Source organism: Streptomyces sp. NPDC054932, assembly GCF_053610205.1.
Window position 1 is genome coordinate 66,288 of the sequence record NZ_JBSGXU010000014.1, and the last position, 14,646, is coordinate 80,933.

15 protein-coding genes and 1 pseudogene are annotated in these 14,646 nt (G+C 73.1%); 10 read left to right on the forward strand and 6 right to left on the reverse strand.

Annotation, left to right across the window (positions count from 1 at the left end):
- The first annotated feature begins 469 nt into the window (after positions 1 to 469).
- Positions 470 to 1,303 carry an alpha/beta fold hydrolase gene (locus tag ACWGE1_RS06505; protein WP_453419418.1) on the forward strand — a complete coding sequence of 278 codons (834 nt, stop codon included), beginning with the start codon at positions 470 to 472 and terminating at the stop codon, positions 1,301 to 1,303.
- A gap of 109 nt (positions 1,304 to 1,412) precedes the next feature.
- Positions 1,413 to 1,985: a TetR/AcrR family transcriptional regulator gene (locus ACWGE1_RS06510; RefSeq protein ID WP_453419419.1), complete on the forward strand. Its 573-nt coding sequence runs from the start codon at positions 1,413 to 1,415 to the stop codon at positions 1,983 to 1,985.
- An 89-nt stretch (positions 1,986 to 2,074) separates the two neighbouring features.
- Here ACWGE1_RS06510 and ACWGE1_RS06515 read toward each other — a convergent pair whose 3' ends face one another.
- The gene (locus ACWGE1_RS06515) at positions 2,075 to 3,004 is read right to left on the reverse strand and encodes an MBL fold metallo-hydrolase (protein ID WP_453419420.1); all 930 of its coding nucleotides are present in this window, start codon (positions 3,002 to 3,004) and stop codon (positions 2,075 to 2,077) included.
- Positions 3,005 to 3,156: 152 nt separating this feature from the next.
- On the opposite strand from ACWGE1_RS06515, the gene ACWGE1_RS06520 reads away from it, so the two are divergent.
- The 5 genes from ACWGE1_RS06520 (at position 3,157) to ACWGE1_RS06540 (ending at position 8,520) form a co-directional block, all read left to right on the forward strand.
- The gene (locus tag ACWGE1_RS06520) at positions 3,157 to 3,366 is read left to right on the forward strand and encodes a hypothetical protein (RefSeq protein ID WP_453419421.1); all 210 of its coding nucleotides are present in this window, start codon (positions 3,157 to 3,159) and stop codon (positions 3,364 to 3,366) included.
- On the forward strand, positions 3,353 to 4,744 hold the full coding sequence (locus ACWGE1_RS06525) for an amidase (RefSeq protein WP_453419422.1): 1,392 nt from the start codon (positions 3,353 to 3,355) through the stop codon (positions 4,742 to 4,744). The genes ACWGE1_RS06520 and ACWGE1_RS06525 overlap by 14 nt, the downstream gene beginning before the upstream one ends.
- Positions 4,745 to 4,911: 167 nt before the next feature.
- Entirely contained in the window at positions 4,912 to 6,186 is a 1,275-nt protein-coding gene (locus ACWGE1_RS06530) for a pyroglutamyl peptidase (protein ID WP_453419423.1), read from the forward strand.
- Positions 6,187 to 6,383: 197 nt separating this feature from the next.
- On the forward strand, positions 6,384 to 7,499 hold the full coding sequence (locus ACWGE1_RS06535; RefSeq protein WP_453419424.1) for a mechanosensitive ion channel family protein: 1,116 nt from the start codon (positions 6,384 to 6,386) through the stop codon (positions 7,497 to 7,499).
- A 265-nt stretch (positions 7,500 to 7,764) separates the two neighbouring features.
- Positions 7,765 to 8,520 carry a DUF4118 domain-containing protein gene (locus ACWGE1_RS06540; RefSeq protein WP_453419425.1) on the forward strand — a complete coding sequence of 252 codons (756 nt, stop codon included), beginning with the start codon at positions 7,765 to 7,767 and terminating at the stop codon, positions 8,518 to 8,520.
- A gap of 7 nt (positions 8,521 to 8,527) precedes the next feature.
- Here the strand turns inward: ACWGE1_RS06540 and ACWGE1_RS06545 are convergent, their stop codons facing one another.
- Positions 8,528 to 10,594, reverse strand: coding sequence for a SpoIIE family protein phosphatase (locus ACWGE1_RS06545; protein WP_453419426.1), 2,067 nt, complete (start codon positions 10,592 to 10,594; stop codon positions 8,528 to 8,530).
- Positions 10,595 to 10,845: 251 nt separating this feature from the next.
- Here ACWGE1_RS06545 and ACWGE1_RS06550 point away from each other — a divergent pair, with 251 nt between their 5' ends.
- Positions 10,846 to 11,295, forward strand: a complete 450-nt coding sequence (locus ACWGE1_RS06550) for an N-acetyltransferase family protein (protein ID WP_453419427.1) — start codon at positions 10,846 to 10,848, stop codon at positions 11,293 to 11,295.
- 63 nt (positions 11,296 to 11,358) lie between these two features.
- Here the strand turns inward: ACWGE1_RS06550 and ACWGE1_RS06555 are convergent.
- Positions 11,359 to 11,504 (reverse strand): annotated as a pseudogene (locus ACWGE1_RS06555) (phosphotyrosine protein phosphatase); the annotation flags it as partial.
- A gap of 228 nt (positions 11,505 to 11,732) precedes the next feature.
- Here ACWGE1_RS06555 and ACWGE1_RS06560 point away from each other — a divergent pair.
- Entirely contained in the window at positions 11,733 to 12,521 is a 789-nt protein-coding gene (locus ACWGE1_RS06560) for a TSUP family transporter (RefSeq protein ID WP_453419428.1), read from the forward strand.
- On the opposite strand, the gene ACWGE1_RS06565 is transcribed toward ACWGE1_RS06560, so the two are convergent.
- On the reverse strand, positions 12,514 to 12,717 hold the full coding sequence (locus tag ACWGE1_RS06565; RefSeq protein WP_453419429.1) for a hypothetical protein: 204 nt from the start codon (positions 12,715 to 12,717) through the stop codon (positions 12,514 to 12,516). The genes ACWGE1_RS06560 and ACWGE1_RS06565 overlap by 8 nt on opposite strands.
- Between ACWGE1_RS06565 and ACWGE1_RS06570 the strand changes: the two genes are divergently transcribed.
- Positions 12,705 to 13,190, forward strand: coding sequence for a hypothetical protein (locus ACWGE1_RS06570; RefSeq protein ID WP_453419430.1), 486 nt, complete (start codon positions 12,705 to 12,707; stop codon positions 13,188 to 13,190). The genes ACWGE1_RS06565 and ACWGE1_RS06570 overlap by 13 nt on opposite strands.
- 22 nt (positions 13,191 to 13,212) lie before the next feature.
- On the opposite strand, the gene ACWGE1_RS06575 is transcribed toward ACWGE1_RS06570, so the two are convergent.
- Together ACWGE1_RS06575 and sigK are read right to left on the reverse strand one after the other, a co-directional pair.
- Complete coding sequence (locus tag ACWGE1_RS06575) at positions 13,213 to 13,977, reverse strand: anti-sigma factor (RefSeq protein WP_453419431.1); 765 nt, start codon at positions 13,975 to 13,977, stop codon at positions 13,213 to 13,215.
- Entirely contained in the window at positions 13,974 to 14,546 is a 573-nt protein-coding gene (gene sigK, locus ACWGE1_RS06580) for an ECF RNA polymerase sigma factor SigK (RefSeq protein WP_453419439.1), read from the reverse strand. Before sigK ends, ACWGE1_RS06575 begins: the two co-directional genes overlap by 4 nt.
- Between the last annotated feature and the right edge of the window lie 100 nt (positions 14,547 to 14,646).

The following is a 14,646-nucleotide window of genomic DNA, read 5'->3' on the forward strand; positions in this document are numbered from 1 at the left end:
CCGCGCAGCGGAACCTCCCGCCACCAGGGAGCGGCACCCCACCCGCCCTCCATGCGCGCCAGGTCCGCCCGCGCACCGGAGGGGCGGGTGGACGGCGTGGCGGCGCCGGTGGGGCGGGCGCGGGCCGGACCGGCTCGTCGGTACGGCCCGGGGTGCAGCAGCCGGGGCGGTCGGTTGGTCACGCTCTTCCCTCCGGAGGTACCGGATCCGTGCCGTTCCATCATCGATCGCGCAGGCGGGCGGCGTCGCCGGCGACGCCGTCCGCCGGGCCGTCCGGGAACGGGGGGTGCGGCGACGGGGCGCGCCGGCGCGTCGCAGCGGAAGTCCGTGTTCTCACCGCATTCGGAGCCCCGGGGCGCGACACTGCTGCGGCGGTGTCGCGCCCCGGCCCTCGCCGTGGGCAGAGTGGGGCGGGTCCGCGGACACCGCCGGCCATTCGTCGCCACCAGGACCATCGGAGGAGAGCACCATGCCGTTCATCACCGTCGGCCAGGAGAACAGCACCAACATCGACCTCTACTACGAGGACCACGGCACCGGGCAGCCGATCGTCCTCATCCACGGCTACCCCCTGGACGGACACTCCTGGGAGAAGCAGCTCCCCGTCCTCCTCGACGCCGGCCACCGCGTCATCACCTACGACCGCCGTGGTTTCGGCCGTTCGAGCCAGCCCACCACCGGCTACGACTACGACACCTTCACCGCCGACCTCCACACCCTGCTGGAGACCTTGGACCTCACCGACACCGTCCTCGTCGGCTTCTCCATGGGCACCGGTGAGGTCGGACGCTACCTGGGCACCCACGGGTCCGGGCGCGTCGCCAAGGCCGCGTTCCTCGCCGGCCTCGAGCCCTACCTCCTCAAGACCGCCGACAACCCGACCGGTGTCGACGGCAGCGTCTTCGAGGGCATCCTCGCCGCCGTCACGAAGGACCGCTACGCCTACTTCACCGACTTCTACCAGGCGTTCTACAACCTCGACGAGAACCTCGGCACGCGCATCAGCGAAGAGGCGCTGCGGGCCAACTGGGCCACCGCCGCCGGCGCCTCGGCGTACGCCTCCCGCGCCGCCGTGCCCACCTGGACGACCGATTTCCGGGCGGACATCCCCAAGATCGACGTCCCCGCCCTGATCGTCCACGGCACCGGGGACCGGATCCTCCCGATCGAGGCCACCGCGGAGCCCTTCCACCGGGCCCTGCCCCACGCCGACTACGTCGTCGTCGAAGGCGCTCCCCACGGTCTCCTCTGGACACACGCCGAAGAGGTCAACAACGCCCTTCTGGCCTTCCTCAAGAAGTAACGCCGGCACCACCACCTCGTCCCGCCCCACCCCGGACTCCGCGGCCGGCCCGGCCGCGGAGTCCGCCCCGGAGCGGCATGATGCAAGAAATTTGCTTTAAGCTGGCCGCATGAGCCGAAAAGCGATGGTCCGCCCCGGAGGCCGCAGCGCGCGGGTCCAGCAGGCGGTCCACGCCGCCGTGCGGGAGCTCCAGGCCGAGGTGGGACGTCCCGAACTCACCGTTCCGCTGGTCGCGGCGCGCGCCGGCGTCACTCCGTCGACGATCTACCGCCGCTGGGGCGACCTGCAGGAACTGCTCTCCGACGTCGCCGTCGAGCACCTGCGCCCGGACGCCCCTCCGGCGGACCACGGAGATCTGCCGAAGGACCTGGGGGGATGGGCCGAGCAGTTCCTCGAGGAGATGACCTCGCCCACGGGGCGTGCGTACATCCGCGACGCGCTGCTGGGGGACCCCGATGGCGACAACGCGGGACGGTGCTCGGCCTACGCGGCGGAGCAGATCGACATCGTGCTCGCCCGCGCCGTGGAGCGCGGCGAGGACGCCCCGGACGTCGAGACGGTGCTCGACCGGGTCGTGGCACCGATGATGTACCGCATCCTCTTCCGCCCCGGCGACCTCACCGACGCGTACGCGCACGGTCTCGTGCGGGAGGCCCTGGAGGGCTTCGGCGCAGCACGCTGACCGCCGCGCGCCCGCGCCGGGCCCACGTAGGGGCCGGGGCCGAGGGCCGGGGCCGAGGCAACCCCGCGGAAGCGGCGGCCGGTTGCCGGTCAGCGGCCCTCCGGGTGTCCGGCCGCGGCTTCGAGCCGGTAGGCGTCCCCGTCGGCGACCACGCGGCCGGCGGTCGGCGGGGGGAAGTGCGTACCGAGGACCAGCGCGCCGGTGCCGGCGAGCCGGGCGAGCAGCGCCCGGCGGGTGGCCTCGGCCTGCACGGGGTCGATGTCGACGCAGCTGCCGATCTCCGGATGCGCCAGCTGCACGGGGTGGTGGACGGCGTCCCCCGTGATGAGCGCGGCGGCGCCCGCACTGCTCACCTGAACGGCGATGTGTCCGGGGGTGTGCCCCGGGGCGGGCAGCAGGCGCAGCCCGGCGGTCACCTCGATCCCCTCGGCCGGCACGTCGACCAGGTCGAGCAGCCCCGCCTCCTCGACCGGCACGACGGAGTCGCGGAACATGCCGCGGCGCGCCTCGTCCATGTCGTAGGCGGCCCAGAACTCGTACTCCGTCCGCGCCGTGAGGTAGCGGGCGCCCGGGAAGGTCGGCACCAACGCGCCGTCGACCTCCCGGGTGTTCCATCCGACGTGGTCGGTGTGCAGATGGGTGAGGATCACCAGGTCGACATTGTCGGGGGTGAATCCGATGTCCGCGAGGCGTGCGAGGTAGTCGGTGCGCAGGTCGTGCCACGCCGGGTTGGCCCTCGTCTTGCCGTTGCCGATCCCGGTGTCGACGAGGACGCGCAGACCGTTCACCACGAGCGCGAAGCTGTGGCTGTCGAGGTGCAGGACGCCGTCCGGGCCGGCGAAGTCGGGCCGCAGCCAGTCGTGTCCGGCGACCACGTCCGGGGTGGCGGCGGGCAGCAGCCACGGGCCGGTCGCGGGCGGCAGGGGCACCTCGTCGATGCGGTGGACGGTGAGCTCCCCGACGGACCAGTGGGCGGCGGCTCCGGACGGGGCCGGCTCGGTGAACTGTGCGGTGCGCATGCGCGTGCTTCCTTCGTCTGCAGAGGACCGACAAGCAACAAAAGCGATTCATTCGCTTTAAGCGACCGTAGGCCCTACTGTGGACTAACGCAAGGCATTAGCTTTAAGGCGGCGATGATCATTCCGCCGTTCATCCTGAAGGAAGGCAGTACATGTCCGCCTCAGACCTCACCCCTGCCGAGGCCGCCCGCTGGGCCGCACGGTCCGGGCTCCCCCTGACACAGGACCGCCACGCGGAAGTGGCAGCCACCGCCGACCACATCCACGCCGTCGTATCGCTCCTGCGGGAGCTGGACTTCGGCGAGACGCCGCCCTCCTCCGTCTACCGCGCGGGAGGGGAACAGCACGATGCAGCCGTATGAGCTGACCCTGGCCCAGGCGGCCGAGGCCGTACGCACCCGGCGGGTCTCGCCGGTCGAACTGGTGGACTCGGCGCTGGAGCGGATCGCACAGGTCGAACCGCGCCTGCGGGCCTTCACCACCGTCACGGCGGACGATGCGCGCAGGGCGGCGCGCAGGGCGGAGACCGAGCTCACCGGTGACGCGCACCGGGGACCTCTGCACGGGATACCCGCCGCCCTCAAGGACCTCATCGACGTCGCCGGGACGGCCACCACGGCGAGCTCCCGGGTACGGACGGGGCACCGGGCGCAGACCGACAGCACCGTCGCCGCGCGCCTCGCCTCGGCCGGGGCGGCGTTCGTCGGCAAGACCCACACGCACGAGTTCGCCTACGGCCTGACCACCCCTCAGACCGCCAACGCCTGGGACCCGGGCCGGGTGGCCGGCGGTTCCAGCGGCGGGTCGGCCGTCGCCGTGGCCGCAGGGGCGGCCGCCTTCGCATTGGGCACCGACACCGGCGGGTCGATCCGGGTGCCCGCCGCCCTGAACGGGGTCGTCGGACTGAAGCCGACATACGGGCTGGTGCCGCGCCACGGCGTGACCTCGCTGTCCTGGTCGCTCGACCACGTGGGCCCCCTCACCCGCACCGTGGAGGACGCCGCACTGGTCCTGTCCGCCCTGGTCGGGCACGATCCGCGCGACCCGGCGTCCGTCGCGGCCCCGACGGTGGACCACCGGCCCGGCCCCGGAACGGATCTGACGGGGCTGCGGGTCGGAGTGCCGGGCAACTACTACTTCGAGCGGGTGGACCCCGAGGTCGAGGCCGCCGTCCGCCGGGCGATCGGGCGGCTGGAGGAGCTCGGCGCCCGGCTCGTCGACATCGAGATCCCGATGACGCGCCACATCCGGGCGGCCCACTGGGGGCTGATGGTGCCCGAGGCCACCGCCTATCACGAGCGGACGCTGCGGGTCGTGCCCGATCTGTACGGGGCCGATGTCCGCGTTCTGCTGGAGGCGGGCGAGCTCCTGACCGCGGGGGACTATCTGCGGGCCCAGCGGGCGCGCACCCTGATGCGGCAGGCCTGGCGGGAGATGCTGGAGGCGGTCGACGTGATCGCCGCACCGACCGTGCCGGTCACCGCCGTGAAGGCCGGCCGGACGGAGGTGACCTGGGGCGACGGCAGCGTCGAAGGCGTCGCCGACGCGTACGTGCGGCTGTCGGCCCCGGCCAACCTCACGGGCGTGCCCTCACTGAGCGTGCCCGTCGGCCTGGACTCGGCCGGCATGCCGATCGGCATGCAGCTGATGGGGAAGCCCTTCGGCGAAGCCGCGGTGCTGCGTGCGGGGTACGCCTACGAGCGGACCGGCACCGCGATCGGCCCGGCCCCGGTCCCTTGAGCGCCGCGCCCGGCCGGTGCCGGTGCCGGTGACCGTGCGGCGCCCCTGCCCGTCGTAGGGGCGCCGTGCGGTGAACCAGCCGTGTCTGCGTCATGGTTGAGCCAGTCACCGCGGCTGCGCCCTGTGCGTCTGGTGGGGGTGACGGCAGCTATGTAATGTCACATCGCATGATGCTCTTACGGCGTGCGGCGTCGGCCGCTGCCCTTCTCGCCACCGTCCTTCCCCTGGCAGTCGCCTCGCCCGCGCACGCGGCCGACGGCGCGTCCGCCTGCCGCACCTCCGCGTCCGCACCTCTCGACGCCGAACAGGCGCGGCTCGCGGACGCGCGCACCACGGCGCTCGTCGAGCGCGCCGGGCTCGGCGACTTCGTACGGCGCTTCCCCGCCGCCCTCTGCGGGACCCGCAACCCCGCCGAGGCCGGCCGGCTGGTCGACTCCTGGGGCGAGGCACTCTGGCAGGCCTCCGTGCGCCGGGCCCAGGGACAGCGCCCCGGAGGCGACCTCGCCCCCGGGGACGACCGCCCGCTGTACTGGGCGCGGCTCGGCATGACCGCCGTACTCGCCCGCTGGCAGCCGGAGTTCACCGCCGACCGGGCCGGGCTCCGCGCCCGCTTCGAGGACGCCTCCCGCGGGCTCACGAACAACGCCTTCCGGACCGCGCCCGGCGTACGCCGCGTCTTCATCAGCGGGTTCGACCCCTTCGGGCTGGACGCCGAGATACGCCGCGCCAACCCGTCCGGATCGGCCGCCCTCCAGCTCAACGGACGGCGCGTGACCCTCGCCGACGGCAGCCCCGCCGAGATCCGCGCGGTCGTCCTGCCCGTGCGGTACGCCGACTTCGACGCCGGCATGGTGGAGCGGGCGTTCGCCCCGCGCATGGCCGGCGGCCCCGCCTCGGCGGACATCATCACCACCGTCAGCCAGGGCTACCCCGGCATCTTCACGCTGGAGGCCTGGGCTGGGCGGGCGCGGTCCGCCGATCCGTACCCCGACAACGTGCGCGCCCTCTCCGGGGGCACCCGTGAGCGTCCGGTGACCGCCCCCGGTCTCGGCGCGGGCCCGGAGTTCATCCGTACCACGCTCCCCGCGGACGCGGTCACCGGTGCCGTGCAGACCCCGTACCCGGTCCTCCTGAACACCGAGGTGACCGAGATCCCTGCGGGTGGCACGACTCCCGTCGACCGGGCCGACGGCCCCACCCCGGGCTCGCGGGCCGTGGCGGGCGGCGGGGGCGGGTACCTCTCCAACGAGGTGGCCTACCGCTCCAACCGGCTGCGCTCCGAGCTCGCTCCGCGGCTGCCCGGCGGCCATCTGCACACCCCGGTGCTCACCGGTCTCCCGGCCGATCCCCAGCAGCTGACCGGCCCCGAGTTCGAGCGCAACGAGAGCGCGATCGCCGGCGAGGTCCGCGCGGTGCTCGAACACGCCGCCGTACGGCGGTAGCGGCCGCCCCGCCTGCGGTGCGTCCTGCTGCCATGGGGCAGGATGGCAGCCCGTTCCGGATGCGTACACACGCCCGAACGCGGCTTCATGCACGACAAACTGACAGGTGACAAGGTGACGACACACCACCCCATACGACGGCCGGCAGCGTCCGCCGCCACTCCCCCGGGCCTGCGTCGCGCAGCGGGGGGCGTCCGGTGACCCGGGATCTCGTCCTGCACGACTGGCTGGTCGCCGGTATCGCGCTGGCGGCGGGCGCCGCTGCCGGGCTGCTGCTGCGCGCCCTGCTGCGATGGCTGGGCCGGCACGCCGAACGGACCCGGTGGCGGGGGGACGACATCATCGTCGACGCGCTGCGCACCATCGCCCCCGGGGCCGCCCTCATCGCCGGCGCCGCGGTGGCCGCGGCGGCCCTGCCGCTCACCGCGCGACTCTCGGGCTTCGTGAACCAGTCCCTGACCGCGCTGCTCGTCCTCATCGCCACGCTGAGCGCGGCGCGGGTCGTCGCGGGCCTCGTCCAGTCCGTGGCGGGGGCGCGCACCGGGGTGGCCGGGTCGGCGACCATCTTCGTCAACATCACGCGGATCGTGGTCCTCGTGATGGGCGTTCTCGTCGCCCTGGAGACCATGGGCGTGTCCATCGCTCCTCTGGTCACCGCTCTCGGGGTGGGCGGTCTGGCCGTGGCCCTGGCGCTCCAGGACACCCTCGCCAACCTCTTCGCGGGCGTGCACATCCTCGCCTCGAAGACCGTGCAGCCCGGCGACTACATCCGGCTCACCAGCGGCGAGGAGGGCTACGTCGTCGACATCAACTGGCGCAACACCGTGGTGCGCAACCTGTCGAACAACCTCGTCATCATCCCCAACGGGCGCCTCGCGCGGACCAACATGACCAACTTCACCCAGCCGGAGGCGAAGTTGTCGATCCTGGTCCAGGTCGGGGTGGGCTACGAGAGCGACCTGGAGCACGTCGAGCGGGTGACCCTCGACGTGGTCGACCAGGTGATGGCCGACATCAACGGCGCGGTCCCCGATCACGAAGGGGCCGTCCGCTTCCACACGTTCGCGGACTCCCGGATCAACTTCACGGTGATCCTCGGCGTCGGCGAGTTCAGCGACCAGTACCGGATCAAGCACGAGTTCATCAAGCGACTGCACCAGCGGTTCCGGGAGGAGGGCATCTCGATCCCGGCCCCGACGCGGACGGTCGCACTCCAGCGGGACGAGGTCCAGGTGTCCGCGCCGCCGCACGCGCCGGTCCCGCACCAGCGGGACGCGTCGTCGCCGTCGGTGCTCGCGGACAGCGGCCGCTAGGTCCTCACCTCGGCAGGCGCCCCTGCCGGGGCAGGGCCCCTCGTGTGCACGCCGGGCCGGCGTGCACATGGCGGCGGCCCCGGCCCGGCGGCAAAATCCGTATGCGGTACGTCAAGACCTCACCAGGGCAGGTGGCTCCGGCCGTCGCCGTGGGCAGGCTGGACGTGGCCGACAGCTGCCCGGCCATGGTTGGTTCTGGTTCTGATCCTGATTCTGATCCGCGAAGGTCCGCTTCGAGATCGTCACATCCGGACGGAGGCATCACATGCCCGGGTACCGACTCCACGACCGTGCCGCGCTGTTCGGGGCCCTGGTGGTCCCGCTCCTCGTGGCTCTCGCGCTCGTCCCCTTCCGCACGCAGCTCTCCACGCCGAACGAGGCACTGATCCTGGTCGTCGCCGTGGTGGCCATCGCCGCCTCGGGGACGCGGGCCGCCGCGGCCCTGGCCGCCCTCTCCGCGGCGGGCTGGTTCGGTCTCCTCCTGCTCGCCAGGCCCTACCGGCGGTTCACGCTCGCCGACCGGGACGAGATCCAGACGGCCGTCCTGCTGCTGGTCGTCGGGTTGATCGTCTCGCAACTGGCCGTCCGGGCACGCAGGCTGGAAGCGGTCGTGGTGACCGGCGCAGCGCACCTGTCCAGCCTCCAGGGCACCGCCCGGCTGACCGAGCAGGGCGGCTCACCGGACGCGGTGGTCGCGTTCGTCCGCCAGGAGCTCGTCGGCCTGCTGCAGCTGCGCGGCTGCCGCTTCGAGTACGGAACCCTGATCGGGCACCGACCGCGGCTGGAGCACGACGGCGGCCTGTGGCTGCGCCGCGGCAGCGAGGTCACCGGGTACGCCGACTGGCCGGACGGCGAGACCGAGCTGCGGGTCGTGGGGGGCGGCCACTACTACGGCCGGTTCCTCCTCGACCCGTTCCCCGGTCACCCCCTGCCCTCCGAGGACGCCCGGTCGGTGGCGGTCGCCCTGGCCTCGCTGGCGGGCGCCGCGCTGGACACGGCGGGTGTGTCCCACCGGGGCTGAGCGCAGCTCACGCGTCGCCGCGGTGGACGCGGGCGAGGATGAGGACCGTGTCGTCGGTCGGCGGATCGGGCAGCAGGCTCGCGAGGATGCGGTCCGCCATCTCCTCCAACGGCTCCCCTTCCCTTCCCAGTTCGGCGCGCAACGCGTCCAGGCCCGCCTCGATGTCGCGGCCCCGCGCCTCGATGAGGCCGTCGGTGTACAGGACGAGCATCGAGTTCTCGGGCAGTTCGATCCCGGTCGTCCGGAACGGGCAGCCGCCGACACCCAGCGGGACGCCGAGGACCTCGTCGACGGTCTCCACCGTGCCGTCCGGCCTGAGCACCAGGGGCGGGGGGTGGCCGGCGCTGGCGATGCGGGCCCGGCCGTCGCGCGGGTCGTAGACGATGTACAGGCAGGTCGCGAGCTCGATGCCGGATTCCAGCGCGCACGCGTCGAGTTCGGTGAGCAGGTCGGCGGGCTCGATGTCGTGCCGGGCCAGTGCCTTGGTGGTGATGCGCAGGCGGCCCATCGCGGCGGCCGCCGACACCCCGTGCCCCATCACGTCGCCGACGACGAGGGCGACCCGGCCGTCGGGCAGGTCGATCATGTCGTACCAGTCGCCGCCCACTTCGGTGATCCGGCTGCCGGGCACGTACCGGTGGGCCAGGTCGACGTACGGGGTGACCGCGAGCGTGGTGGGGAGCAGGGCCCGCTGCAGGGTGAGGGCGATGTCCTGGACCCGGCTGTAGAGGCGGGCGTTGTCCAGGCAGATCGCGGCGCGGGAGGCGAGCTCGCCGGCCAGGCTGACGTCCTCCGGGGTGAAGGCCGGGCGGTCGGAGGACCGGCCGAACAGGGCGATTCCCTGGACGGTGCCCCTGGCGATGAGCGGGGCGACGAGGATGCAGGCCACGCCGCTCTCGGCCATGAGCCGGGCACGTGACTCGATGACGACGGTCCGGGCCAGGAACTCCTCGTCCACCGTCGCCGAGATGGCCCGACCGGTCCGCAGCATCTCGTGGATGACGGAGCCCGGCGGGTAGCGCACCTTCTCCACTCCGCTCACGAGTTCGACGGCGGGATCGGGCAGGGTCGTCCCGGAGGCGATCCGGCGGGTGATCAGCGGCCGCCCCGGATCAAAATCCTCCGTCTCGTCCATCCACTCCACGATCTCGACCACGGCGCCGTCGCAGAAGTCCGGCATCGACGCGTCGACCAGCTCCTGGGCGGTGAGGTTCACGTCCAGGGTGGTCCCGATCCGGGTGGAGGCCCCGTCGAGGAGCGCCAGCCTGCGACGGCTGGCGGTGGCTTCCAGGATGGCCCGTTCCCGGTCGGTCACGTCCACCATCAGCCCGCCCACCCCGGGGCGCGAGCCGACGGCCTGGCTGAGCGGGAAGAAGCTCACGGAACGGACCTGGTCGCGGTCCGGGTGTCCCCGGGGGCGCACTCCGACCAGGGTCCCCACGACCGGCTCCCCGCCCAGCGCGACGGCGCGGAGCATGCGCTCGTACTCGCCGCCGTCGGACATGATCATGACCTCGTCCATGTGACGTCCGAGGTGGTCCTCGATGGGCAGGCCGTCCATGTCGGCGAGCGCCTGGTTGAGGTGGATGTACCGCAGGTCCGGGTCGAGCATGACCAGGCCGATGGGGCATGCCTCGAAGAGGGCGTCGAGGAAGGCCAGGTTGGTCTTGACCCGGTCGAGTTCGTCGCTGCGGCTCGCCAGGACCATCACCACCGAGGGACCGCCGGACCCGGTCACGGAGAAGGACCGGAAGCCGCAGTCGAAGGCCGTGCCGTCCCGGTGCCGGGCCTTCAGCCTCCCCCGCCAGTACCCCTGGGTGCGGCCCTCTTCCGTCAGCCGGGCGCACGATGCGGACAGGCCCCCCGCGCCGTCGGCGAAGAGAACGGCGCCGGGCCGGGTGAGGACGGCGGTGGGTTCGTACCCGAAGAGGCCGCGCGCGCCGGGCCCCCAGTAGCAGACGCGGTCGCGGTCATCGATACCGAGGACCGCCACGGGCACGCGCTCCAGCAGCGGCCCGGGCTCGGACCAGATCGGGCCGTGGGTCTCCTCGCCCCCCGGCCGAGCCGATGGCACGAGACGTCCCCTTCCGCACGCCGTCCCCTCCCCTCATTATGCGGACACGCCGGGTGTCGCGCGGCAGGAAGGGCTGCACCGGCCGGCCGGGCACCGTACCCGTACATCGTGGCGCTGCGCGGAGCCGCGTTTCGACACCCCGGCACCTGCCGGGGCCGCCGGGCTCCCGCATGATCGGTTCTGTGCACCGGAGCGGGACCGCACCCGTTGCACCCCGCTCCGCATTCCTTCGATCACGGGAGTCCAGTCCTATGTCCGACATCAGCGTGCGTTCCGTGCGGGCAGGGGATTTCGCACAGTGGCGCGCCCTCTACCGCGGCTACGCCGACTTCTACGAGGTGGAGCAGACCGAGGAGGCGGCCGCCACGGTGTGGTCGTGGGTGACCGACCCGGGCCACGAGGTCGGCGCCCTGGTGGCCGAGGACACCGAGGGCCGGCTCCTGGGCCTCGCCCACTACCGTCCGTTCGCGCGACCGCTCTCCGCGACGGTCGGCTGCTTCCTCGACGACCTGTTCGTGGCGCCGCAACACCGCGGCTCGGGCGCCGCCGACCTGCTGCTCGGCGCGCTGCGCGAGCTGGCGGCCGAGCGCGGCTGGAGCGTGGTCCGGTGGATCACCGCCGACGACAACCACCGGGCGCGGTCCAAGTACGACCAGGTGGCCAGGCGGACCATGTGGGTCACGTACGACATGACCCCCTGAACCCCCGCCCCCCGGCTCCTCGGCTTCTCGGCTCCCCGTTCGGTGTCCCGGTCTGCTCTGCGGGATCTTGGGGATCTCGGCGGACATGTCGACACCGACCTCGCGCATGGCCTCGACCGCGGCGGGGTTCACCGGGGCGGCGGGAGCGGAGCCCGCGGAGCGGACGTCGACGCGTCCCCGGCGAGGTGGGTGAGCCGGGTGGCGGCCATCCGGGAGCGGCCGGCGTGGTGGACGCAGACGAACAGCACGGACGGCTTGGCGGCGCCCACGAAGCCTCTTCTCGCCCGGGCAGGGAGTGGGGCGACAGCCGCATCAGCACAGGCTGGTATCACTGGCCGCTGATGTGACAGTATCAGGCCATGATGACGCCGGTCGACACTGATCCGATCCTGCGCCGGGGCACGGGCACGGTGGGGATCGGCCGGGGCTGACTCGTCATGGACTGGGGAACAGGGCTGGCGGGGCTGGCCGCGGGCCTGCTGATCGCGGTGGTCACCGCGCCCGTCGGCGTGTCGGGGGCGGTGTTCCTGCTGCCCGTGCAGCTGAGCGTGTTCGCGGTACCGAGTCCCGCGGTGACCCCGACCAACCTGCTCTACAACGTGGTCGCCGGTCCGGGCGCGCTCCTGCGCTACCGGCGCACGGGCGCACTGCACGGCCCGCTGGTGCGGCGGCTGGTGCTCGGCACCCTGCCGGGAGTCGTCGTCGGCGCCGTCGTCCGGGTGTTCGCCATTCCGGGCCCGGCCGTCTTCAATGCCTTGGTGGCGGTGTTCCTGCTGCCGCTGGGCGTGTGGCTGATCGCCCGCACGCTCCGGCCGCCCCGCCGACCGAAGCCATCCGGCGACGGTCCGTCCGAGCGGGTGGTCACCGCACTCGCGCTGGGCGTGGGCGTGGTCGGCGGGATCTACGGCATCGGCGGCGGCTCCCTGCTGGGTCCCATCCTCGTCGGGCGCGGGATGCCGGTCACGAAGGTGGCTCCGGCGGCGCTGGCCTCGACCTTCGCCACCTCCGTCGTCGGTTCGGCCACCTACGCTCTGCTGTCGCTGGCCGGACCGGGCAGCATCGCGCCCCACTGGTTCCTCGGACTGGCCTGCGGCCTGGGCGGCCTCATCGGCGGCTACCTCGGCGCCCGCCTCCAGCCCCGGCTCCCCGAAAAGGCGCTGCGCCTGCTGCTCGGCACGCTGGCCACAGGCGTCGGAGCCCTCTACGCGGTCGAGACCGTCAGCTGATCCGCGGGCTGCGGTACACGGAGTGCTCGACCATGCCCGCGTGGGCGCAGCGGTCGGAGACCTCGGCCGCGGCCACCCGGCCGTGCAGCTTCCCGGCGGCGCCGCGGGCGCCGACGGGAAGCTGCTGTCCCGGTGAACGGCCCTCGCACCGGCGGGCCCCGTCGGTGGAGGGATACTGCTGTGGTGCTGTTGACATGGATCGCCGAGGTGGCGGACGAGCCCCTGGTGCTTGAGCCGACCGACCGGCAGGTGGAGGTGGACACCAACACCTGGTGGCTGAGTGCGGCGGAAGGGGACAGGGAATCACTGTCCGTTTCCGAGGTGGTGGCTGCCTTCGGGCGCACTGCCGCCGCCATACGGGGGCGCGTTCGCGAACTGGGCTTTCCCGGGGTGGCGACGTTCTACGTGTGGCACGACGAGCAGGCCGGGCAACTCCGGTGCTCGACCGGTTCGGTGCCACCCGAAGCGTTGCCGTTCGGCGGGAACTACGCGGCTTGCGACGAGCTCGGCCCGATCGTCGAGGGGTTCTTGAGCGACAGTGGGCCGGGGCTCATCGCCTGGGCGGACCTGGACGATGTGCAGAGCGGCGCGGAGGAGCCCGGCATCGAGCCGGAGGACACCCCCTTCCCCGTCTGGGTCAGCAGCGTGGGCGCCCAGCCGGTGCCCTGACCGGCTCGGCCCGGGCGTGCGGTCAGGCCGGCAGGTCCATCAGGAGCAGCGGGGCCGTGGTGGGTTGCGGGGATCCTCCGGTCGGTTCGAGGGTGAGGCCGATCGCATCGGCGTCGGCGGTGTCGCCGTCGATGAGGACGGTGCCGTCCTGGTGGATGAAGCCGGCCGGGCGCATGGTGCCGTCGTGGTCCAGCCACAGCTGGTAGGTCTTGCCGGATACGGGCGCGGGCAGTCCGCTGGCGGTGAAGACGGCCTTGTTGCGCAGTGCCGAGGAGACGACGGCGGTGGAGGCTCCGTTGCTGGTGCGGCCGCGGGCCGCGCGGGCGTCGGGAGCGGTCAGGACCGTGGTGACGTCTTCGAGGTGCTGCTCGCTGCGCCGGGCCTGCTGTTCGTACTGGCGGCTCTCCTGGTGCTGCCAGGCGGCCAGGCCGGCGAACAGGGCGGCGGCGACCACGCTCGCCGCCACCACGAGCAGACCGGCCTTGCGGCGCAGCACGCCGCGCAGCGGGACCGGGGACAGGGCGGTGGAGCTCCGGGGCGGGAGTTGGCGAACACCGTCGACCGCCGCCATGGTCTGCTGCTTCATGGAGGCGGGCGGCGGCTGGGACGCGGCGGCGGCCAGGCGTGCGGCGGTGGCGCGGAACTCGGCCACTTCCTGCCGGCACTCCTCGCACTGGGCGAGGTGGGCGGTGAACTGCTCGCGCTCGGCGGGATCCAGGGCGTTCAGTGCGTAGGCGGCAGTGAGGGCGTGGACGTCGGACCGGTGCTGGTGCCGGTGTTGGTTCATGTGGTCACCCCCATGCAGTCGCGGAGCCGGATCAGTCCGTCGCGCATGCGTGTCTTGATGGTGGGAAGCGGCGTGTGCAGGACTTCGGCGACTTCGCGGTACGTCAGGCCCCGGTAGTAGGCCAGCGTCACCGCCTGGCGCTGGAGTTCGGTGAGGCCGTGCAGGCACCGCCGGACCTGTTCGCTGTCCAGGCGGGTCTCGACCTGCTCGGCGACCTCGTCGAATGCGGTCCGGTGCTCGCGGGCGGCCTGCGCCCGTTCCCGGTCGGCCGACGCCTGGGCGGAGCGGACCCGGTCCACCGCCCGCCGGTGGGCGATGGTCGCCGCCCACGTGGTGACGCTCCCGGAGTCGGGCCGGTAGCGGGCGGCCTGCCGCCACAGGTCGATCATGACCTCCTGGGCGACCTCCTCGGACTGGGCCCGGTCGCGTACGACTTTGATCACGATCCCGAGGACCAGGGGGGCCAGGGCGTCGTACAGGACGGAGAACGCCTGTTTGTCCCCGTGGGCGACCTGCCGCATGACCCGGGTCAGGTCGGTGCGGTCGGCGGGGTCGGATCCGGAGGGCATGGGCTGGTTCACAGGGCGGGCTCCGGCCGGGCCGACCAGACGCAGGGGCGGCCGGGGACGGCCGGCCGGGGGCGGGGTGTCCATCGCATGGTGGTCCTTG